19 protein-coding genes are annotated in these 20,161 nt (G+C 64.0%); 13 read left to right on the plus strand and 6 right to left on the minus strand.

Annotation, left to right across the window (positions count from 1 at the left end):
• A complete protein-coding gene (locus tag D2E24_RS08185; protein ID WP_125968855.1) occupies nt 1-1,533 on the plus strand; it encodes a glutamate synthase subunit beta in 1,533 nt (510 codons plus the stop codon).
• Between the two features lie 86 nt (nt 1,534-1,619).
• Here the strand turns inward: D2E24_RS08185 and D2E24_RS08190 are convergent, their stop codons facing one another.
• From D2E24_RS08190 to D2E24_RS08205, 4 genes are all read right to left on the minus strand, one after another.
• Nucleotides 1,620-2,039, minus strand: a complete 420-nt coding sequence (locus tag D2E24_RS08190; RefSeq protein ID WP_125968856.1) for a hypothetical protein — start codon at nt 2,037-2,039, stop codon at nt 1,620-1,622.
• Between the two features lie 639 nt (nt 2,040-2,678).
• Complete coding sequence (locus D2E24_RS08195) at nt 2,679-3,317, minus strand: response regulator transcription factor (RefSeq protein WP_125968857.1); 639 nt, start codon at nt 3,315-3,317, stop codon at nt 2,679-2,681.
• A 79-nt stretch (nt 3,318-3,396) separates the two neighbouring features.
• Nucleotides 3,397-4,548, minus strand: coding sequence for a hypothetical protein (locus D2E24_RS08200; RefSeq protein WP_125968858.1), 1,152 nt, complete (start codon nt 4,546-4,548; stop codon nt 3,397-3,399).
• A 92-nt stretch (nt 4,549-4,640) separates the two neighbouring features.
• The gene (locus D2E24_RS08205; protein ID WP_125968859.1) at nt 4,641-5,207 is read right to left on the minus strand and encodes a hypothetical protein; all 567 of its coding nucleotides are present in this window, start codon (nt 5,205-5,207) and stop codon (nt 4,641-4,643) included.
• Nucleotides 5,208-5,422: 215 nt separating this feature from the next.
• Here D2E24_RS08205 and D2E24_RS08210 point away from each other — a divergent pair, with 215 nt between their 5' ends.
• From D2E24_RS08210 to D2E24_RS08225, 4 genes are all read left to right on the plus strand, one after another.
• A complete protein-coding gene (locus D2E24_RS08210; RefSeq protein WP_125968860.1) occupies nt 5,423-5,884 on the plus strand; it encodes a tripartite tricarboxylate transporter TctB family protein in 462 nt (153 codons plus the stop codon).
• Between the two features lie 193 nt (nt 5,885-6,077).
• Complete coding sequence (gene glgA / locus D2E24_RS08215) at nt 6,078-7,325, plus strand: glycogen synthase (protein WP_125968861.1); 1,248 nt, start codon at nt 6,078-6,080, stop codon at nt 7,323-7,325.
• A gap of 209 nt (nt 7,326-7,534) precedes the next feature.
• The gene (locus D2E24_RS08220; RefSeq protein WP_125968862.1) at nt 7,535-8,380 is read left to right on the plus strand and encodes an ABC transporter ATP-binding protein; all 846 of its coding nucleotides are present in this window, start codon (nt 7,535-7,537) and stop codon (nt 8,378-8,380) included.
• Nucleotides 8,381-8,449: 69 nt separating this feature from the next.
• Nucleotides 8,450-8,662, plus strand: coding sequence for a hypothetical protein (locus D2E24_RS08225; protein ID WP_241222927.1), 213 nt, complete (start codon nt 8,450-8,452; stop codon nt 8,660-8,662).
• A 40-nt stretch (nt 8,663-8,702) separates the two neighbouring features.
• Here D2E24_RS08225 and D2E24_RS08230 read toward each other — a convergent pair whose 3' ends face one another.
• Nucleotides 8,703-9,200 (minus strand): GNAT family N-acetyltransferase, encoded by a 498-nt coding sequence (locus D2E24_RS08230; RefSeq protein WP_125968863.1) that lies wholly within the window; start codon nt 9,198-9,200, stop codon nt 8,703-8,705.
• A 223-nt stretch (nt 9,201-9,423) separates the two neighbouring features.
• On the opposite strand from D2E24_RS08230, the gene D2E24_RS08235 reads away from it, so the two are divergent.
• The 5 genes from D2E24_RS08235 (at nt 9,424) to D2E24_RS08255 (ending at nt 14,661) form a co-directional block, all read left to right on the plus strand.
• Nucleotides 9,424-10,644 (plus strand): ATP-binding protein, encoded by a 1,221-nt coding sequence (locus tag D2E24_RS08235; protein ID WP_125968864.1) that lies wholly within the window; start codon nt 9,424-9,426, stop codon nt 10,642-10,644.
• Between the two features lie 93 nt (nt 10,645-10,737).
• Entirely contained in the window at nt 10,738-12,225 is a 1,488-nt protein-coding gene (locus tag D2E24_RS08240; protein WP_241222928.1) for an ATP-binding protein, read from the plus strand.
• A 120-nt stretch (nt 12,226-12,345) separates the two neighbouring features.
• The gene (locus tag D2E24_RS08245; protein WP_125968866.1) at nt 12,346-13,401 is read left to right on the plus strand and encodes a tRNA (adenine-N1)-methyltransferase; all 1,056 of its coding nucleotides are present in this window, start codon (nt 12,346-12,348) and stop codon (nt 13,399-13,401) included.
• Between the two features lie 42 nt (nt 13,402-13,443).
• On the plus strand, nt 13,444-14,001 hold the full coding sequence (locus D2E24_RS08250; RefSeq protein ID WP_125968867.1) for a SixA phosphatase family protein: 558 nt from the start codon (nt 13,444-13,446) through the stop codon (nt 13,999-14,001).
• 3 nt (nt 14,002-14,004) lie between these two features.
• Nucleotides 14,005-14,661, plus strand: coding sequence for a response regulator transcription factor (locus D2E24_RS08255; protein WP_125968868.1), 657 nt, complete (start codon nt 14,005-14,007; stop codon nt 14,659-14,661).
• Here D2E24_RS08255 and D2E24_RS10645 read toward each other — a convergent pair.
• A complete protein-coding gene (locus tag D2E24_RS10645) occupies nt 14,625-15,830 on the minus strand; it encodes a hypothetical protein (RefSeq protein ID WP_164521063.1) in 1,206 nt (401 codons plus the stop codon). The genes D2E24_RS08255 and D2E24_RS10645 overlap by 37 nt on opposite strands.
• Before the next feature lie 201 nt (nt 15,831-16,031).
• Between D2E24_RS10645 and D2E24_RS08265 the strand changes: the two genes are divergently transcribed.
• From D2E24_RS08265 to metF, 3 genes are all read left to right on the plus strand, one after another.
• Nucleotides 16,032-16,598, plus strand: a complete 567-nt coding sequence (locus D2E24_RS08265; protein WP_125968870.1) for a hypothetical protein — start codon at nt 16,032-16,034, stop codon at nt 16,596-16,598.
• 218 nt (nt 16,599-16,816) lie between these two features.
• The gene (metE, locus tag D2E24_RS08270) at nt 16,817-19,129 is read left to right on the plus strand and encodes a 5-methyltetrahydropteroyltriglutamate--homocysteine S-methyltransferase (protein ID WP_125968871.1); all 2,313 of its coding nucleotides are present in this window, start codon (nt 16,817-16,819) and stop codon (nt 19,127-19,129) included.
• Between the two features lie 174 nt (nt 19,130-19,303).
• A complete protein-coding gene (metF, locus tag D2E24_RS08275) occupies nt 19,304-20,155 on the plus strand; it encodes a methylenetetrahydrofolate reductase [NAD(P)H] (RefSeq protein WP_125968872.1) in 852 nt (283 codons plus the stop codon).
• Nucleotides 20,156-20,161 lie beyond the last annotated feature (6 nt).

The raw sequence follows: 20,161 nt of genomic DNA on the forward strand, positions 1-20,161 counted from the left end.
ATGGGCGACCCGAGAGGATTCCTGAAAGTCCGCACCCGCCGCGAGCTGGCCGAACGACCCGTCGCCGAGCGCGTCAGGGACTGGTTCGACGTGCACGCCGAATGCGGCCTGCAGCCGTGGACGCAGGAGCAGGCGGCCCGCTGCATGGACTGCGGCACCCCGTTCTGCATGACCGGCTGCCCGCTGGGCAACCTCATCCCCGAATTCAACGACCTCGTGGTCCGCGGGCAGTGGGAGGACGCGTACAACCGCCTGTCGTCCACGTCCAACTTCCCCGAGTTCACCGGCCGCATCTGCCCGGCCCTGTGCGAGTCGGCGTGCGTGCTGGGCATCCACCAGCCGCCCACGATGATCAAGAACGACGAGCTGACCATCATCGAGCAGGCGTGGGAGCTGGGCCTCGTCAAGCCGCTGCCGCCGCAGCGACTGACCGACCAGACCGTCGCCGTCGTCGGATCCGGCCCCGCCGGCCTGGCGTGCGCCCAGCAGCTGACGCGCGCCGGCCACACCGTCGTCGTGTACGAGCGCGACGACGCGATCGGCGGCCTCATGCGCTACGGCATCCCCAACTTCAAGCTCGACAAGCGGCTCATCGACCGTCGCGTCGAGCAGATGGAGGCCGAAGGCACCGTGTTCCGCACCGGCGTCGAGATCGGCCGCGACATCAGCTGGGACGACCTGCGCTCGCGCTACGACGCGGTCGTCGTCGCCATCGGTTCGACCGTGCCGCGCGACATGAACCTGCCCGGCCGCACGCTCGACGGCATCCACTTCGCGATGGAATACCTGCCCGACGCGACCCGCCGCGTCTACGGCGTCGAACCGGTGCACGGCATCGACGCGAAGGACAAGCACGTGATCGTCATCGGCGGCGGCGACACCGGCTCCGACTGCCTGGGCACCGCGATCCGTCAGGGCGCCAAGGACGTGACCGTGCTCCAGATCATGCCCAAGGAGCCGACGGAACGGCCCGACGCCCAGCCGTGGCCGACGTTCGCCCGCCTCTACCAGAAGACCACGTCGATGGCCGAAGGCGGCGAATACCTGTACAGCACCGATTCGGTGGACTTCATCGGCTCCGACGAGGAGCAGGCGAAGGTGCACGTCGAGCATTCGACCGCCACCGAAGGCTTCGTCGCCGACGGGCACGGCCACGTGACCGGCCTGCGCGTCGTCGACGTGGCGCCGGGGGAGGACGGTCCGTTCACCCGCCAGCCGGGCACCGAACGCGTGCTGCCCGCCGACCTGGTGCTCATCTCCGTCGGCTTCCTGCACCCGGACACCACGACGCTCGTCGACCAGCTGCCCGTCGACCTCGACGGCCGCGGCAACGTGGCGCGCGACGAGCGCTTCGCCACGTCGCAGGACGGCGTGTTCGTCGCCGGCGACGCGGGCCGCGGCCAGAGCCTCGTCGTGTGGGCCGTCGCCGAAGGCCGCTCCTGCGCGGCCGCCGTCGACGAATACCTGACCGGCTCCACCGAACTGCCCGCGCCGATCCACGCGTCGCAGCGCCCGATGGCGCTGCCGCGCTGACGTCGCCGGCTCATTGTGATATAGGCCCGTGCCTCTCTTGGGGAGAAGCGCGGGCCTATATGATGAGCGCATTCGTCGCGAATGGTCTATTCGCGGTTTCGCTGAGCATACATCGTCGGAGCCAGCAGAAGAGCCACCGACGACCATATGAGCAGGCGTATGACGATGTCGATCCACAGCGGCGAAGGATCGATCAGGCCGCTCCATGTCAGTGTCGCGACGAGCAGCAGCATCACGGCTGCAATCCCGTAGGCGGCGAATCGGTGCCGTGCCGCCAGAAGGGTCATCCTGTCGAGGGTGGTGTCGTCTTCCGACACGTAGCCAAGTGGGGCGTACAGCAGGTACACGGAACATAGCGCCATCGCCAGTTCCACTACGGTCAGCCAGGTCACCTGCGTCTGCTTGGAGGAAAGCTGTATCGGCAAGGCCGACAAGGCCGCCATCAGCAGGCCGCCCACCAGACTCGTTTCCCTATGGCGTATCAGCCAATCCCGAATGGCGTCCATGTCAATACCTTTCGATGTCGACCGGCTTAGCCTCGTTGCTGCCGGTCCTGCATATGGGGTGCATACGGTTATTATCGGCGACTGGATTGCTCAACCGCTACGAGGACATCATACGAACGGACAGATATCGCCGTTCGTATTGCGGGACTGTGCCGGTGAGCGTATAACGGAGCACGAGAGCAGGGGGGCATGCGGATCGGCGTTCTCTGCTCTGTCGAAATGGGTCAGAGCAGACTGATTCGGCTGGTTAAGCGTGTTTCCGAAAGGATGAAGAGTGAACTTGAGAACATGGCGGGTGTTGTATAACTCTCTTATTGCTTTGGGGATGGTTTTGCTCGTCGTCGGAGTCCTCGTTGATGAACGATATCAGATGCTGACGGCTGTCTTTGGCATTTCCGGGTTGGTGAGTGCGGTCTGCGGTTTCGCAATCCAGTTTATCGTCTGGAAATGTCCGCACTGCACTAAGCATCTGCCGCTTTCGGAGTCGCTTGGCATGGCCTACTGTCCATATTGTGGGAACAGCATATTCGAATAACAAGGCTCGTTTTCATTGAGCTCATATACGAAAGGTCTTGCTCGATTCACAGCAAAGGGATCAAGCCAACGTTTTCGTGGGTGCATTTGCCTGCGGAACATTTGCTACAGCACATGCTCGCGTACACAGATGCGAATCGCCTCCGCCCGGCTGTGTACGCCCATTTTCCTGTAGGCATTGTTCATGTGGGTTTTGATCGTGCCTTCGCTCATGTGCATCACGCGAGCGGTCGCCGCCGTGGTGCGGCCCTTGAGATATTCGCGCATCACGGAGATCTCCGTATCGGTGAGCATCATCCGTTCGAAGGCGAACGAATGCTCTCGCCACTCCATCATCTTGGGACGGTTCAGAATCCGTCCGATCATCTGCACGTACTCCTGCGTATCCGCCTCTTTGCGGATCATCCCGCTCATGCCCGCTGCGGAGAGCTGCTCCGTCGTATATTCGAGTTGGAACGCGCTCATGCCCAATACGGCCATCGTGGGATATTCGGACCGCAGACGTTCGGCAAGCTCCTTGCCGTCCATGGCCGGCATGCGCAGGTCGGTGAGCACCAGATCCGGTCTCATGTCGGAGTCCATGCACAGTCGCAATGCATCTTCACCTGACTGTACGTTCCATAACACCTGCAGTGGAGTCGGACGGTCGGTGAACATCGATTCGAGCGCCCTTGACACCAGCGGATCATTGTCCACGATGCCGATGGAGGCACAATCCATATTCTGGTCATGCTTATGATTCATGATCTGCGCTTTCCGGAGGTGAGATTAGTGGTACGGGGTGGAACCGACAAGTACTCAGTGCCGCCGGTTTTTGTCGTCTCTATCTATTGTCGTCCTCATCGGTGTGTTGCCATGCTTTGTCGCGATACGCGTCAGGGATGCAAACGCATGCGGTCCATTCCCCGTCCTCTCTGCTGACCGACATGCTGCCGCCTATGGAGCGCAGTCTGTTGGACAACAGTATCGGGGTGTGGCATGTGTCCGATGTTGATGACCAGCATGGCGCATCCGTCCGTGGCCGATATCGGTTGGATGAAACAATGGTGACGGTTCCGTCCGCGGAGACATTAATGGCGAGAGCATATGCGCCAGGTTCCCCATATTTGATGATGTTGCCACCAAGCTCATGTATGGTCATGTCGATGACGTCGATGACTTCCTCCCGTATGACGCTGAGATTGCCACTGATCTGCGGCTTGCCGGCGAATCCACACTGCCGGAGCCGTTGTTCGATTGTCCGCATGGTGCTATGGATGCACGCCTGCGTATCAGGCGTCTGTATATGTCCGGCGTCGGTACCCGGTTTATCTATTGTCTCGATATCCCGTTTCGCTGGCTCGATGATCTGCTGACGTAGTTGTGCAAGACCGGACTCCAGTGCGGTGATGACGTCGTCGGTTTTGGCGATGGAGCCCCTGTCGGTAAGCTCCGTGCGCAATGATTTGCACTGTGTCACCGCATATACGAGATCGTTCGCCACGGAATCGTGCAGGACATGCAGAACCCGTAGCTGCTCGGATCGGTGAGAAGCCTTTTCCTCCGCGATGGTTCTCTTCCGTTGCGCCTCAATGGCGCACCCGAGGAGCGTGCCGATTGCCCATGCGATTATCAGCGGTTGGTAGCCAAGTATCAGGGAACGCAGTTCCTCGTTATGCGTGATCGTGCCTGTTGCGGCGAGAAGCTGCATGATGAAGAATATGATCGCCGTAGGTATCGGCCGTCTAACGCTTTTTGCCAGGAAAATCAGTGCCAGAAGACAGGGTGTGGAGAAAAGCCAGTATATGGTGGCTGCAGGGAGTGCATAGGCCATTGCCAGTGACAAGAGCGTGATGATGATACTACATATGGTCGGGTTGAACGGAAGCAGCACGGTGAATATCATCAGCAGCGCATTCTGCACGTGGTCCTGTACGGTCAATCCGACGCTGTTGATCCAATCCAGACAGAACAAGGCGGCGCCCATGCCCGACATTGCTGCATCGATAAGCCGCGGGCGACCTTGAAGCCGCCTCGCGATACCGTTGCCGTGATGATCGCGGCAGGGGCGCCGGAGTCCTCTGACGGTCATGAAAGCAGGTCCAGACGGTAGGCGATCTCGGCGGGAGCGGTGGCGTCGGGAGTGATCTGCACGGACATCGACCGTTCCGTTTCAACGAGAATGAACTCCAACTGTCTGGACGAGGATTCCGGAGTGCAGGACATCGTGCCGGACTGCAGACCGTCGCCCATGGAGAAGTCGATGGTCAGGGAGTTCTCGCCCATGCAATACGTGGTCAGCACGTAATGGCCTGGGCCGTAGGTCAGATCATCCTCATTGCGGATGGTGGCGATCTGCCTGCGCCCGGCGACCGTCTCGTAACTCGGCGTCGGGCCGGCGGCGACGATCGCGTCATCCGGCGTGCGGACCATGGACTCGAGACGGGCGACCCGCTCGCGGTCGAGGACATGGCCCGGATCCGTATCGTTGGACGTCGCCTCGTTCGACCGTTCGGTATCGGTCACCGTGACGTCGTCTGCAGGAGCCTGTGCGTCGGTGGAGGCGCAGGATGTCAGCGGTAACAGAATCACCACGCCGGCCAAGGCTGCGATAATCGGCTTCGCCGACGCGAAGCGCAGGCTGTGGACTTGCATGATGCCTCCCTAGATTCGTCATTGAATGGGTGGTCCCCCCTGTGTCTTCATTGTAGGATTCCCATGATGGCAGGCTCGCCGGCAGGGTCATACGATTGGTCGATTCCATCCGCAACGGCGTCTCCGCATACGGCGGTTCTTTGCGTCGCACGGCCGGGACTGGGGTAGAGTGGTGCGCAGTCATCCGCCGTACAGTCGTAAGGAGAGAAGCAACGATGCCGAACCGTGCAGAGCGCCGCAAGGCGGCCAAGGACCAGCGCAGGGGAATCCCGTCGCAGTACGATCAGACCCGCGGGCGCGCCCGGGCCGGCATGATCGACGAATACGCATTGCAGGAGAAGTCCCGCCGCATCCAGGAAGGCGAGGACGGCCCGTGGAAGCCGACCGCGCACTTCGCCGACGAGGAGGCGTCCGCATTCGAATCGGACCCCAACTACCGCGATCCGAAGGCGTTCAAGGCGCCGCATTCGGTGCGTCAGTGGTTCCGCGTGGCCAGCTGGACGCTCATCGTGCTCGCCGCCGTCGCATTCGTCGTGATCATGTGGCTGCCCAGCCATCCGATGTGGCTGGTCGCCACCGTGGCGGCCGTGTTCGTCGTGGGCGTGCTCAGCCTGTTCTTCACCGCCGGCGACTCGCGGCACAATCCCAATCTGGACGCCAACGGCACCGCCGTCTGACCGGCGCCTCCCGGCCGGATCGGCCATCCCCGCCACGACGACGCCGGATGGCGCATCGGAAGACGCCGCCGCGGCCGGGAAATCATGCGAAAACGCACGAGCGACGCAACACGAACGCGTCGGTCGTGCGTTTTCCCGTTTCCGTGGCTAAAGTTGGGTGGTGGTAGCAACCAACAGAATTGAGAGGTGACCAATGAAGGTTGACATTCTGACCCGCGAATACCCGCCGAAGGTGTACGGCGGCGCCGGCGTGCACGCCGAGGAGCTGTCCAAAGTGCTCGCCGAACGCATCGACGTGACCGTGCGCGCCTTCGACGGCGTGCGCACCGAAGCCGACGTGCCCGCCATCCCCGGAGACGATCCCAAGGGCTCCCTGACCCTCGTCGGCTACGACACCCCGGCCGAACTCAAGGACGCCAACGGCGCGCTCAAGACCTTCGGCGTCGACCTACAGATCGCCAACGACGTCGACGCCGACATCATCCACGCGCACACCTGGTACGCGTGCCTGGCCGGCTACCTGGCCAAGATGCTGCACGGCACCCCGCTGGTAATCACCGCCCACTCGCTCGAACCGTTCCGCCCGTGGAAGCGCGAGCAGCTCGGCGGCGGCTACGAGCTGAGCTCCTGGGCCGAGAAGGACGCCTACGAGCATGCCGACCGCGTGATCGCCGTGTCCGGCGGCATGCGCAACGACATCCTCTCCGCCTACCCGAACCTCGACCCGGACAAGGTCGTCGTCGTGTACAACGGCATCACGATGGCCGACTTCGCCACGCCCGCCGACGACGATCCGGGCTGGAAGGTGTTCGAACGCTACAACATCGACCGCAGCAAGCCGACGCTGCTGTTCGTGGGCCGCATCACCCGCCAGAAGGGCCTGCCGTACCTGCTCAAGGCGCTGCACTTCGTCGACCCGGGCGTGCAGGTCGTGCTGTGCGCCGGCGCCCCCGACACCCCGGAGATCATGGAGGAGGTCAAGAACTCCTTCGCCGAACTCGACAAGGAGCGCGGCAACATCATCTGGATCGAGGAGATGCTGCCGAAGAACGAGCTGAGCGCCCTGGAGCACGGGTGCGACGCGTTCATCTGCCCGTCGATCTACGAGCCGCTGGGCATCGTGAACCTCGAGGCGATGGCCTGCGGCTTGCCGGTCGTCGCGTCCGCCACCGGCGGCATCCCCGAGGTCGTCGTCGACGGCGAGACCGGCTACCTGGTGCCGATCGACCAGCTGCACGACGGCACCGGCACGCCCACCGACCCGGACAAGTTCGTGCACGACATGGCCGACGCGATCAACCGCATCATGGCCGATCCGGAGCTGGCGAAGAAGATGGGCCAGGCCGGCTACGAGCGCGCCCGCGACGTGTTCAGCTGGGAGTCCATCGCCGACGCGACCGTCAAGGTCTACGAGGACGTTCTCGCCGAACAGGCCAAGTGACCTGACGCCGTCCGGGACGGCATCGGCATGACCGTCGGATGAACGCCCTTCCCTCACGCCGAGGGGAGGGCGTTCATCGCATGATGTGCCGGCATCGTCGCATGTCCGGCAGTCGGTCGGAACGGACCCTCGGACGCGCGCGTCCCCATACCCTGATAACCGTATACGAAGCCGACCGGGACCATTACCAGAAGCAGAGGAGCATCACCATGACCGAACCCGCGCTGAAGCTCACCGACGTCGAATTCCGCCGTCGCCGCCGCGTCATCCTCACCGACGTGAACCTGACGGTGAACCGGGGCGAGAAATGGGTGCTGTTCGGACCCAACGGCATCGGCAAGTCGTCGCTCGTGCAGATGATGAGCACGCGCGGATTCCCGTCGTGCGGCACGGTCGACATCCTCGGCAACCGGCTCGGCAAGGTCGACGTGTTCTCCTACCGCAACCGCATCGGCCTGTCGTCGGCGGAACTGTCGCGCGCGTTCCCGCCCGAGGAGGACCCGCTGGACGTGGTCGTCACCGCGTTGACCGCCACCACCGGCCGCTGGCGCGACACGTACACCGACGAGGACTATGCGCGCGCACGCGCCCTGATGGCCGAATTCGGCATCGGCTACCTCGAAGGCAAGATGATGTTCAAGCTCTCCGAAGGCGAACGCACGCGCGTGCTCATCTGCCGCGCGCTGATGGCCGACCCAGACCTGCTGATCCTCGACGAGCCGACCACCGGCCTCGATCTGGGCGGCCGCGAGCTCGCCCTGCGCGCGCTGGGCCGCATCGGCAGGGAGGACACCGATCGGACCGTACTGCTCGTGACGCACCGGCTCGAGGAGATCCCCGCCGGATTCGACCATGTGGCGATCATGGGCCGCATCAGCGGCAACGAGGCCGACGCGTACGCGGACAACGTGGCCGGCAACGACCCGGCGCCCGGCACGATCGTCTACACCGGCGACCTCGAAGGCGGCTTCACGTCCGAACGGCTGAGCGACCTGTTCGGCCTCGACCTGACCGTCACCCACGCCGACGGACGCTGGAACGCGTACGCGGTGTGAACATCGCACGGCGGCACGTGGGCGACGGACGATAGCGGTGACGATAGCGGTGACGATGCGGATGGGACGATGATGGACGAACGATGGGCCAAGGCGCTGCGGGCCAAAGGCATCGCAGTGGATTCCGGAGCGGGACACAGCGGGGGCAATGCATCCGCCGCGTCCAGCGCCGGCAGGACGGGACAGGTCGGCGTGGGCGGAGGCGTGCCGCGCGGCGCGAAGACCACACGCCCGTTCAAATCGACCGGACGCAAGGGCGGCATCAGCCGCCAGTCCGGCTGACGGCTCGTCTTCCGAAACGGGACGTGCGCTGCGCCATACGCTACAGCGGCTTGGCGAAATACACCATGTCGGTCAGCAGCACGCCGCATTCGACGATCGGATGGTCGTAGTTGTCGGGGAAGAAATCCTTGACCCGATGGTGTTCCGTGAACCCGCAGCGCTTGTAGAAGGGGGCGGTCAGCGGACTGTCGCCGGTGCCGACCTGCAGCATCCGATACCGGCCGCGATAACGTTCCTCGACGAACCGGATCATCATGCGCCCGTACCCGCGCCGCTGCCAGGCCGGGGCGACGGCCAGATTTTTGATCTCCAGCACGCCGTCGCCCTCATCGGTCACCACGCATTCCGCGCACACGCGACCGGCGGTGGCGGTGGCGCCACTATCGTCGGCAGCACCGGCGGTGTCGCCATTGTCATTGTGGAGCACGAACATGTCGCCGCGCGTCAGATACTTCGCGACCATCCGCTCATCCTCATCGGCGAGCAGCAGCAGATCCATATACCTACGCCTGTCGCCCTCGACCCGTTCGATCCGCATGCCGTCCGTCCTTCCCTCCGTTGTGTGACTCGATGCCGAGCCGCGTGCCGTATTCCGTTACGAAGTGTAGTCTGGATGTCCCCGTCCAAGAAGCTTTGATTTCACTGATCGCGTGCGAAAGCGTTTTGCATTGTGCACAAGTCTTTACATGGATTTAAAATAGATTTAGAATTTATGTAAATGTTGGGTGTGGTTTAAAAAACGTTTTCCATAAGGGGTGATTGTGGTGATTGACAGGCCGAGATATCTGCACAAACTCGACGAGTGGAAAGACCGGGCCGTGGTCAAGGTGATCACGGGTGTACGCCGATGCGGCAAGTCGACGCTGATGACGCTCTGGGAACAGAGGCTGATCGAACGATACGGTGTCGCCCCGGAATCCATCATCCACATCAACCTCGAACTGCTGGAGAACGAACCGCTCCTGGAATATCACCGCCTGTACGAGGAGATTCTCCGTCGCTGCGGTGATGGGGGCGGCATGCGGTATGTGCTGATCGATGAAATCCAGAACGTGCCTGACTTCCAGAAGACGCTCGACAGCCTGCAGGCCAGAGGCGGCGTGGACCTCTACATCACCGGCTCGAACGCCATGCTGCTGTCCGGAACGTTGGCGACCCTGATCTCCGGCCGGTACGTGGAGATCGCCATGACGCCGCTCTCGTTCGCCGAGTATTGGAGTGCACGCTCCTCCGAGGGGATGAGCATGCAGCGTGCATGGTCCGACTATCTGCACGATGGTGCGCTCCCCGCCACAGTGGGCTTTTCCGGCAGTGAGACGATGTTGCACGATTACCTTGACGGCATTCTTAACACCGTGCTGTTCAAGGATGTGGCCGCTCGATTGGGAGTCTCCAACATCCGGGCGCTGGAAACGGTGACCCGATACCTGTTCGACAATGTGGGCAATCTGGTGAATCCGACATCCATTGCGAACGCCATGACCTCGATGGGGTCGAAGATCTCTTCCCCGACGGTGTCCAACTACTTGGAAGGGCTTGCGGCGGCATTCATCTTCTATCCGGTGCAACGGTACGACATCAAAGGCAAGCGTGCCCTGAGGCAGGAACGCAAGTATTACGCCGTGGATCTGGGCATGAGGCGCATGCTGTGCTCCAACAGGGTGCGCGATACCGGACGCCTTCTGGAGAACGTGGTGTTCCTCGAACTGATGCGCAAGGAAGGTGACGTGTTCATCGGACAAGGTACGGGCGGTGAGATCGACTTCATCACCAATGGCGCGGACGGGCCTCGCTACTATCAGGTGAGTGAATCGGTACATGATCCGGACACGTTGGAACGTGAACTGTCGTCGCTGCGTGCGGTACGGGACAATTATCCGAAGACGCTGATCACCTTGGATGACGAGCGTCCGGTTTCACACGAAGGCATCAGGCAGATCTACGCATTGGATTGGCTGCTTGACGACGAAGCTGACCGATAAAAACGATGGGTGTTTGGGTGAGGGCTGCAGATCGGAGGGATTGTGTGCGTTAATGATTGGATATCCGGCGAGTCGAAGAACATCGAGTATAAGGTGACGTTGCCGGACCGGAGCATCAAGTACACCAAGACGGCGGTGGCGTTCGCCAATGGCGAGGGTGGACGTATCGTCTTCGGTATCGAAGACCAGACGTTGAACGTGGTGGGTGTACCGGAGGACCAGGTGTTCACCATCATGGACGCCATCTCCAACGCCATCGCAGACAGTTGCGAACCGCTGATCATTCCTGACATCGCCATGCGGGACGTCGATGGCAAAACAGTAATCGTCGCCGAAATCATGCCGGGACGGCAACGACCGTACTACATCAAGTCGTTGGGACGGGAGCAAGGCACATTCGTGCGCGTCGCCGGCACCACGCGCCAGGCGGATATGCCCCTGATTAAGGAGCTTCTGTTCGAAGGCAGCAACCGCAGCTTCGACCAGACCATCTGCCTTGAACTGGAAGCCTCCGAGCAGAACATCGCCGAGCTGTGCGATGCGATGACGGCGGTCGCCAAAGCCAACGCGAAAGATGGCGCCGACAAGGTGCGAGCGGTGACCGTGAACCAATTGCTGTCCTGGGGAGTATTGGTCGAACGCGATGGCGAACTCAAACCGACGAACGCGTATGCGGTATTGGCCGGCATCAACGGTCCGGTGCGTTCCGTCATCCAATGCGGCGTGTTCAAAGGCTCCACCAAAGCCGTGTTCGTGGACCGGCGCGAATTCACGGGCGCCCCATGGGAACTCATCGAACAGGCATACCAGTACGTGCTGCGCAACATTCACATGGGCGCACGGTTCGAAGGCGTATACCGTCAGGACGTGTACGAGATTCCGCCGGATGCGATCCGTGAACTCATCATCAACGCGGTGGTGCACCGCAGCTATATCGACCATTCCAGCATCCAGGTCGCCATCTACGACGACCGTCTGGAAATCACCTCGCCGGGCAGGCTCCCCGCAGGGCAGAACTTCACCCGCATGAAGGAAGGCTATTCGAAGATCCGCAACGAGGCGCTGGCCTCCGCATTCGCCTATATGGGGCTCATCGAGCACTGGGGAAGCGGCATCCCGCGCATCATCGGAGCGGTACGTGAGGCCGGACTTCGCGAACCGGAATTCCTCGGCGGCGACACCGACCTGCGCATCAACATCTACCGTCAGTCCGCTGCCGAAGTGTGCGATACTGCTGTGGGTGTGCCGGATACTGTCGAACATGTGCCGGATACTGCATTGGGTGTGCCGGATACTGTCGAAAATGTGCCGGATACTGCATTGGGTGTGCCGGATACTGTCGAACATGTGCCGGATACTGCTGAGTGGCTTACCCCGGTGCAGAATACCGTCTATCAGTACGTTCGCGAGAAAGGACATGCGAACACTGATGAGGTCAGCGTCCTACTTGACGTCCAGCCGCGCAGGGCAAGAAAAGTGCTTTCCGACTTGATAAACCGTGGTCTGTTGCTGCGCGTAGGAGCCGCACGCTCCACCCGGTACATACTTGCGGACGCAACCGCTCAGGAAGGAGGGGCCTGAGATGACAAAAGCGCGAGGTGCCGGGAACTGATCAGCCGCATCCCGGAATTCGTCAACGTCATTCATTGGTATCCTCTACACAGGGGAAAGCCGACACGAGACAACCGTAAGGAGACAGCCATGCAGGAGAGGCGCGGAACGCTGCGCGCAGGCGAGAAGGTGCAGTTCACCGACCGCAAGGGCAAGAGGATCACCGACCAGCTGACTGCCGGCGGCAGCACGCAGACCGAACACGGTCTGATCCTGCACGACGACGTCATCGGCCGCACCGAAGGCATCGTCGTGACGACCGTCACCGCCAAACGCGACGCGCAGGTCAACCGCGAGCATCCCGAACGCGACGCGAACAAGCCGTGGAAGGCGGCGCGCGCGATCGGCGGCTGGGACTACGCCGTCATGCGACCGCGCATGGCCGACTACGTGCTGTCCATGCCGCGCGGCGCGCAGATCATGTACCCGAAGGACATCGCGCAGGTCATCCAGCTGGGCGACATCCGCAAGGGCCTGACCGTGCTCGAATCCGGCGCCGGATCGGGCGCGATGAGCCTCAACCTGCTCGACGCGGTCGGCGAGACCGGCCACCTGACCACCATCGAACTGCGCCCCGACTTCGCGCGCGTCGCCGAAGCGAACGCGACCATCTACTACGGCGAGCGCCCCGCATGGTGGGATCTGAAGACCGGCGACTTCGACTCGGTCGCCGCCCAGCTGCCCGAACACGCGTACGACCGGATCATGCTCGACATGCTCGACCCGTGGAACCGACTGGAGCAGGCGTACCGGGTGATCGCGCCCGGCGGCGTGCTCATCTGCTACGTGACGACGACCACGCAGCTGTCCCGTCTGGCCGAGGCGCTGCGCGACGCGGGATGCTGGACCGAACCTGACATCCAGGAGACGATGGAACGCAGCTGGAAGGTGCAGGCGCTCGCGGTGCGTCCGGACCATCAGATGATCGGTCACACGGGCTTCCTCGTGGTGTCGCGTGCGATGGCGGAGGGCTTCGCCGCGTTGAAGAAGCGCGACCGTCCGGCCAAGGACACGACGACGGACATCGATTCGCTGACCGACGAGGAGCGCGCCGCCCAGCTGGAGGATCTGGAGCTGCGCGACATCTCCGACCGCAAGCTGCGCAAGGTGCTGCGCGACCTGGACGCGCAGGTCGACCGCCTCTGACGGTGTTGTGATACGGAATCGGATGGGAAAGGAGTGCCGACGATGGGAATCAGGGCGGACAAGGTCGCCGAGGCGGCGAAGGGATACGGGCATGTGCTGATCGTCATGCGCCATGCGAAGGCCGAACCGTACGGTCCGACCGGCGACTACGACCGGCCGCTGGCCGAGCGCGGCCGCAGGCAGGCGAAGGCGATGGGCCGTGGCCTGCTGGCGATGGGCCTGTCGCCCGACCGGATCGCCTGTTCGGCGGCGACGCGCACGATGCAGACGTGCGAGCGCATGCTCCGCTCGTTCGGCGACAAGCCGGTGGTCGACTACCGGCAGAGCCTGTACGAGGCGGGCATGCAGGCGGTGATGGACGAGCTGGCGCACACGAAGGACGCGCATCGCACGCTCATGGTCCTCGGCCATGAGCCGACGATGTCGATCGCCAGCCAGTGGCTCGCCTCGCCGTCCTCCGACCCGGCGACGCGCGACCTGCTCAACCTGGGCCTGTCGACCGCGTCGGTCGCGGTGTTCGGCTCCGACCTGCCGTTCTCCCGGTGGCGTCTGCACGAGGCAGACCTGCTGGGCGTGCTCACCCCCAACGACGTCGACTGACCGATGATCACGATCGGCATCGTCGACAACGACCGGTTCGCTCTGGCATTGCTCGCGCAGACGGTCGGCCGAGCCGTCCCCGGCGGACGGGTGCTCTGGGCGGTCGAATCGGGTGCGGGCGCGCTGCACCGCTGCCTGTACGGCGGTGATACGTGCCCGGACGTGTTGTTGCTGGACGTGTCGCTGACCGACATGGACGGGCTGACGGTATGCCGCCGGATCCGGGAATCGTCGGCGCGTCCGGCGGTGCTGTGCATCACGTCGTATGATGTGGGGCACTATCGCGAGACGGCCATCGACGCCGGCGCGCAGGGGCTGATATCCAAAAGCTGCCGTCCGAGGGATCTGGCGTCGGCGATCGGGACGGTCGCCGACGGTCGTGCCATGGAATCGGGTTTCATGGATGCCGCCGTCGCGCATGAGCGTGTGGCGGCCGCGGCCGCGGAGCGTTCCCGGACCATGCTGTCCGAACGGGAACGGCAGGTGCTGGACGGCTATGCGAACAATCTGGACACCGAGGAGATCGCGGCCCTACTGGGCATTCGGGCGTCCACGGTGTTCGTCGTCGTCCGCCATGCCAAGGCCAAACTGGGGGTTGCCACGCGCGCCGAGGCGGTGCGCGCCTACCTCGCCGGCAGTCGGGCGGACAGCGTCCACTGATCGGCGTCGGCCGTGACGTCGATGCCGACGCCCATCCGCCGGTATCGTTCCAGTCCGCTGCCCAAGCCCGTCGAAGCCGGCGTCCGACGTGGCGTGTCGGCGGCGGTCACGACGATGATGTCGGATCCGTCCGTTCCGTCCTGCCGGCCGCCGCGTTCCCGGAATCCGGTCCGTGCCGGGTTCTCCCGGGCGAGCGCCACCACATAGCCGTGCCCGGGGTCGCCGTGCTTGGCGATGTTCATGTAGATCTCCTCAAGCAGACCTGTCAACAGTAGGGTTCTCGTTTCGCTGAGATGGGGGAGTGTGTCCGGCAGCAGCGTCTGCCCGCAGAATCCCAGCCGTCGCAGCCGTTCCTCCTGTTCGTCGATGCAGGAGACGATGCGCTCCGTCCGATCGCCTGCGCGATGGTGCCGTTCCGGTTCGGCCGAATCCTCCGGATCCGGCATGCGTCCGTCAAGCGTGGCGATGACCGCATGCGTGCCGTGCAACGCATGGTCGAGGACCGAACGCAGCTCCCGCAGCGTGCCGGCATGGTCGCCGCCGTGCGACGTCATGCCGCAGCCGTCCGGCCCGGCGGGCCGACCGCCGCCGGCGATGCCATCCGCTGCGTCCGCGGCACGCGCGTCGGGGCGGAGCGTATCGTCGATGCGCATGATCGCGTACGCCAGATCGTTGGAGATGACGTCGTGCAACGTCAAGGCGATCGACTCGCGCTCCCGCTGACGGTGCAGCCGGTCGGCCATGCGCGCCCGGTCCGCCCGCCAACGCGACGCCATGCCGATCACGATTGCGAACATGCAGTAGGCGAACGAGACGACCACCGAATCCGACAACCCCCAGCCGAACAGCAGCCGCCGGTCGACCATCAGCGCGGTGGCCGACAGTACGCCGGCGATGCACGCCGCGGCCCGGCTGTCCTTGGCGATGACGGCCAATGCGACGAGCAACGCCAGCGTATACGAATACGACATGGGGAACGGCGACACCAGTCCGACGCAGTACAACGTGACGATCAGCCACGCGCCGGATTGCGGGACGATCGGAAGCGTGGCCAGTGACGCGAGCGCCAGTAGCGGAATGAGCAGGTACGAGCGAAGATGACCATCCGGCCATCGCAGCACGGTCTCGATCAGGACGGCGACGGCAGCGGCCGCGCAGACGGCCGCCATCGGCGGTCGGGCGGGAGACGGCCCGTTCCGGAACCCTGCGCGGCTGCTCGTGGGGGAGCCATGCCCGTCCATGCGTATGACCATGCCGCCATTGTCCCACAACGCATACAGGTTTTCTGTATCGTCCTATACGCGGGATCCGATGGCTGATAGCGTGCAAGTACCGGCAACGAGGCCGGCACGACAGTGAAAGGAACTGCAATGAAACGGATGTTTGCCAACGGTGTATCGTCGCTCGTCATTGGTGGGCTGATGGTGTCGATGACCGTCTGCCCCGCCAACGCCGAGGAAACCGAACCTATCGCGGGTTCGATGGCGATGACGACGAATACGGTGGTGTTCCTTGACCGGACCTTCGAATTGGTGGATACCTTCGAGAACGAGTCCGCCGCCGTAGTGGCCTTCGAATCCGAACATCCCGGCGTGATCTCCGCCATACGTGACAGTGGCGGTCTCCCGGCCCTTGACGGCGACACCGCCTCCCTGTACAAGCAGCAAGCCTGGGCCGGACTGGGGGACGGGACCGTGCTTCCCGGATGGAACGAGGCCGAGGGGTTCTTCGATTATCTGGAGAATCGTGCCGAAAACGCCGAGATCTCAGGATGGCTTGATGATATCGAAGCCTCATACGAATCCGGTGAAATCGATTACGATGAGGCGATGCAATCGGCACGAATGGTGCTTCCCGACAAAGGCGCGAACCACGCTGGAGGTCTCCCCGCAGACATATGCGCATACGTCGCATCCCGTGGCGATTCCAATGACTGAATGGCGGTCCGGGAACCGACGCGGCCCCTACCGGGCTCGTCGGTTCCCGGACCGATTCATGCCATGTGGTGACGGTCATACTTAGGGGTCATACCTAGGGTTATAAGTTGAGCTGATAACGACACTCAAAACGATTTGATATCTTATAGCCGGCGGTTCCGTGGTAGGTTGAGCGGGTCGAAAAACGTCACCACGAACCGTCATCCTGGGGAGGAAACATGACCGTTCTCACTTCCGTCGCCGGATTCCCGCGCATCGGTCAGAACCGTGAACTGAAGAGGATCATCGAATCCTACTGGAAGGGCGCCGCCACGCTCGACGAGGTGCGCTCCACCGCACGCTCGCTGCGCGCCCGCCACTGGCAGCTGCAGGCCTCGGCCGGCATCGACCTGATCGCCAGCAACGACTTCAGCTACTACGACCAGATGCTCGACACGGCGATCCTGCTCAACGCGATCCCGCAGCGCTACCGCCGCCTCGCGTTCGACAACCCGGAGGAGACGCTGTTCGCGATGGCCCGCGGCTACCAGGGCGAACGCGGCGACGTGACCGCCCTGCCGATGAAGAAGTGGTTCACCACCAACTACCACTATCTCGTGCCCGAGATCGAACCGCAGGCCACCATCCGCCTCAACGGCACCAAGCCGTTCGACGAATACCTCGAGGCCCGCTCCCTGGGCGTGGAGACCAAGCCGGTGCTCATCGGCCCCTACACGTTCCTCAAGCTCGCCCGCACCCCGCAGGCCGAGGAGCTCGACTACGACCAGGGCCTCGTGAACGCCGTGGCCGACGTCTACGCGCAGATCGTCACCCGCTTCGCCGAACTGGGCGCCGCCTGGGTGCAGATCGACGAACCCTACCTCGTGCTCGACAAGGAGCCGGGCGACGTGGAGCTCTTCAAGAGCCTGTACGCCAGGATCCTGCCCGCCCGCACCGGCAAGGCCGGCACCGTGCGCATCCTGCTCAACACCTACTTCGGCCACATCGCCGACGTGTACGAGACCGTCAACCTGCTCGGCTTCGACGGCCTCGGCCTCGACCTGAACGAAGGCCGCGACGAGAACCTCGCCGCCATCGAACGCTACGGCGTCAACTCCGCCACCACGATCTTCGCCGGCGTCGTCAACGGCCGCAACATCTGGCGCAACGACTACACCGCCAGCCTCGCCCTCATCGACCAGCTGCGCGAACACACCGCCGACGTGGCCGTCTCCACCGCCTCCAGCCTGCTGCACGTACCGTTCAGCACCCAGGGCGAGGACGCGCTCGGCGAGGACGTGCTCAGGCACTTCGCGTTCGCCGTCGAAAAGGTCGGCGAAACCGCCGACATCGCCGCCCTGAGCGAACTCGACGCCGCCGGCCGCGCCACCTCGCCGGTCCTCGCCGCCAACCGCGCCCTGTTCGACGGCACGCGCACCGCCGCCGACCCGGCCGTCGTCGCCCGACTCGCCGCCCTGAACGACGCCGACTTCGTACGCCAGCCCGCCCGCGAACAGCGCCAGCGCGAACAGCGCGAAGCGCTCGGCCTGCCGCTGCTGCCCACCACCACCATCGGCTCCTTCCCCCAGACCGGCGACATCCGCGCCGAACGCGCCAAGCTGCGCCACGGCGACATCGACCAGGCCGCCTACGACGCGTTCATGAAGGAACGCATCGACGAATGCATCCGCCGCCAGGAGGAGATCGGCCTCGACGTGCTCGTCCACGGCGAATTCGAACGCAACGACATGGTCGAATACTTCGGCCAGAACCTCAACGGATTCCTCTTCACCCGCAACGCCTGGGTCCAGTCCTACGGCACCCGCTGCGTCAAGCCGCCGATCGTGTGGGGCGACGTGTCGCGCGCCAACCCCATCACCGTCGCCTGGTCCGCGTACGCGCAGAGCCGCACCGACCACGTGATGAAGGGCATGCTCACCGGCCCGGTCACCATCCTCAACTGGTCGTGGCCGCGCGAGGACATCACCAACGAGGAGCAGACCCGCCAGCTGGCGCTCGCCATCCGCGACGAGGTGCTCGATCTGGAGGCCGCCGGCATCCGCGTCATCCAGATCGACGAGGCCGCGCTGCGCGAGAAGCTGCCGCTGCGCCGCTCCGACTGGCACAAGAAGTACCTCGACTGGGCGATCCCCGCGTTCCGCCTCGTGCACTCCGCCGTCAAGCCGACCACGCAGATCCACACGCACATGTGCTACTCGGAGTTCAACGACATCATCCGCGACATCGACGCGATGGACGCCGACGTGATCTCCTTCGAGGCGTCCCGCGGCGACCTCGTCGTCCTCGACGCGATCCACGACGCCGACTTCGCCACCGAGGCCGGCCCGGGCGTGTACGACATCCACAGCCCGCGCATCCCCTCCGAGCAGGAGATCGAGGAGCGCATCGACGAGATCCTGAAGAAGATGGACGTCGAGAAGGTGTGGATCAACCCCGACTGCGGCCTCAAGACCCGCGGCGAGGCCGAGACCTGGCCGAGCCTGGAGCATCTGGTCGCCGCCGCGAAGTCCGTGCGCGCCCGCCTCGGCTGAGCACGCACCCTCTCTCCTCCCCGAGAGCCGGCCCGACAGCCGGCGCGACGTGCGACGCACGCGCGCCGGCCGGGCCATCATACCCTTTTGCGGAACGTTCCCGCCGTCCATCCCCGCCGCGCACGGAAGCCGGCCCATCGGGACGGGACGCTCCACCGAACACAGGAGCCCGCCATGCACACCCCGATCTTCTCCCTTGAAGTGTTCCCCCCGAAACGCGACGCGCCGATCGGCACGATCTACGACACGCTCGACGGGCTCGAAGGCCTCAAACCCGACTTCATCTCCGTGACCTACGGGCACGGCACGCACGCCGACCGCACCGCCACCGCGCGCATCGCCAACACGATCCGCAAGGACTACCGCATCCCCACCGTCGCGCACCTGACCGCCCTCTACGCCGACAAGGCGAAGATCGACGAGGCGCTCGACCTGTTCGAGGACGCGCAGGTGGGCGGCGTGCTCGCCCTGCGCGGCGACCACCTGCCCGGATGCGAAAGCGAGGAGACCGGCGTGTTCCCGCACGCCGCCGACCTCATCGCCTACATCCGCGAACGCAAGCCCGACATGAAGGTGTTCGCCGCCTGCTATCCGGAGGGCCACGTCGAATCCGGTTCGCTCGACGAGGACGTCGCCCACCTCAAGGAGAAGGTCGACGCCGGCGCCACGCACCTCATGTCGCAGCTGTTCTACGACAACGCCGACTTCTACCGGTTCCTCGACAAGACGCGCGCCGCCGGCATCGACGTGCCGATCGAGGCAGGCATCATGCCCGTCACGTCCGCCAAGTCCGTGCGTGCGATGGCCGCCCGCAACGGCACACGCGTGCCCAAGGCCGTCGCGACGATGCTCGACAAGTGGGGCGACGACCTGCCGTCGCTGCGCGCCGCCGGCATCGGCTTCGCCTCCCAGCAGATCGGCAACCTGCTCGCCAACGACGTGCAGGGCATCCACCTGTACACGATGAACCGTCCCGCCACCGCCCGCCGCATCTGGCGCAACGTGGAGCCGCTGTTCACCCGATGACGCGTC

This window comes from Bifidobacterium samirii (assembly GCF_003952945.1).
Lineage (GTDB): Bacteria > Actinomycetota > Actinomycetes > Actinomycetales > Bifidobacteriaceae > Bifidobacterium > Bifidobacterium samirii.

Bases quoted from the DNA above. Each gene is read 5' to 3' on its own strand.
- D2E24_RS08185 (WP_125968855.1), top strand. From the start codon at position 1: ATGGGCGACCCGAGAGGATTCCTGAAAGTCCGCACCCGCCGCGAGCTG.
- D2E24_RS08190 (WP_125968856.1), bottom strand. From the start codon at position 2,039: ATGGACGCCATTCGGGATTGGCTGATACGCCATAGGGAAACGAGTCTG.
- D2E24_RS08195 (WP_125968857.1), bottom strand. From the start codon at position 3,317: ATGAATCATAAGCATGACCAGAATATGGATTGTGCCTCCATCGGCATC.
- D2E24_RS08200 (WP_125968858.1), bottom strand. From the start codon at position 4,548: ATGTCGGGCATGGGCGCCGCCTTGTTCTGTCTGGATTGGATCAACAGC.
- D2E24_RS08205 (WP_125968859.1), bottom strand. From the start codon at position 5,207: ATGCAAGTCCACAGCCTGCGCTTCGCGTCGGCGAAGCCGATTATCGCA.
- D2E24_RS08210 (WP_125968860.1), top strand. From the start codon at position 5,423: ATGCCGAACCGTGCAGAGCGCCGCAAGGCGGCCAAGGACCAGCGCAGG.
- glgA (WP_125968861.1), top strand. From the start codon at position 6,078: ATGAAGGTTGACATTCTGACCCGCGAATACCCGCCGAAGGTGTACGGC.
- D2E24_RS08220 (WP_125968862.1), top strand. From the start codon at position 7,535: ATGACCGAACCCGCGCTGAAGCTCACCGACGTCGAATTCCGCCGTCGC.
- D2E24_RS08225 (WP_241222927.1), top strand. From the start codon at position 8,450: ATGATGGACGAACGATGGGCCAAGGCGCTGCGGGCCAAAGGCATCGCA.
- D2E24_RS08230 (WP_125968863.1), bottom strand. From the start codon at position 9,200: ATGCGGATCGAACGGGTCGAGGGCGACAGGCGTAGGTATATGGATCTG.
- D2E24_RS08245 (WP_125968866.1), top strand. From the start codon at position 12,346: ATGCAGGAGAGGCGCGGAACGCTGCGCGCAGGCGAGAAGGTGCAGTTC.
- D2E24_RS08250 (WP_125968867.1), top strand. From the start codon at position 13,444: ATGGGAATCAGGGCGGACAAGGTCGCCGAGGCGGCGAAGGGATACGGG.
- D2E24_RS08255 (WP_125968868.1), top strand. From the start codon at position 14,005: ATGATCACGATCGGCATCGTCGACAACGACCGGTTCGCTCTGGCATTG.
- D2E24_RS10645 (WP_164521063.1), bottom strand. From the start codon at position 15,830: ATGGCGGCCGTCTGCGCGGCCGCTGCCGTCGCCGTCCTGATCGAGACC.
- D2E24_RS08265 (WP_125968870.1), top strand. From the start codon at position 16,032: ATGAAACGGATGTTTGCCAACGGTGTATCGTCGCTCGTCATTGGTGGG.
- metE (WP_125968871.1), top strand. From the start codon at position 16,817: ATGACCGTTCTCACTTCCGTCGCCGGATTCCCGCGCATCGGTCAGAAC.
- metF (WP_125968872.1), top strand. From the start codon at position 19,304: ATGCACACCCCGATCTTCTCCCTTGAAGTGTTCCCCCCGAAACGCGAC.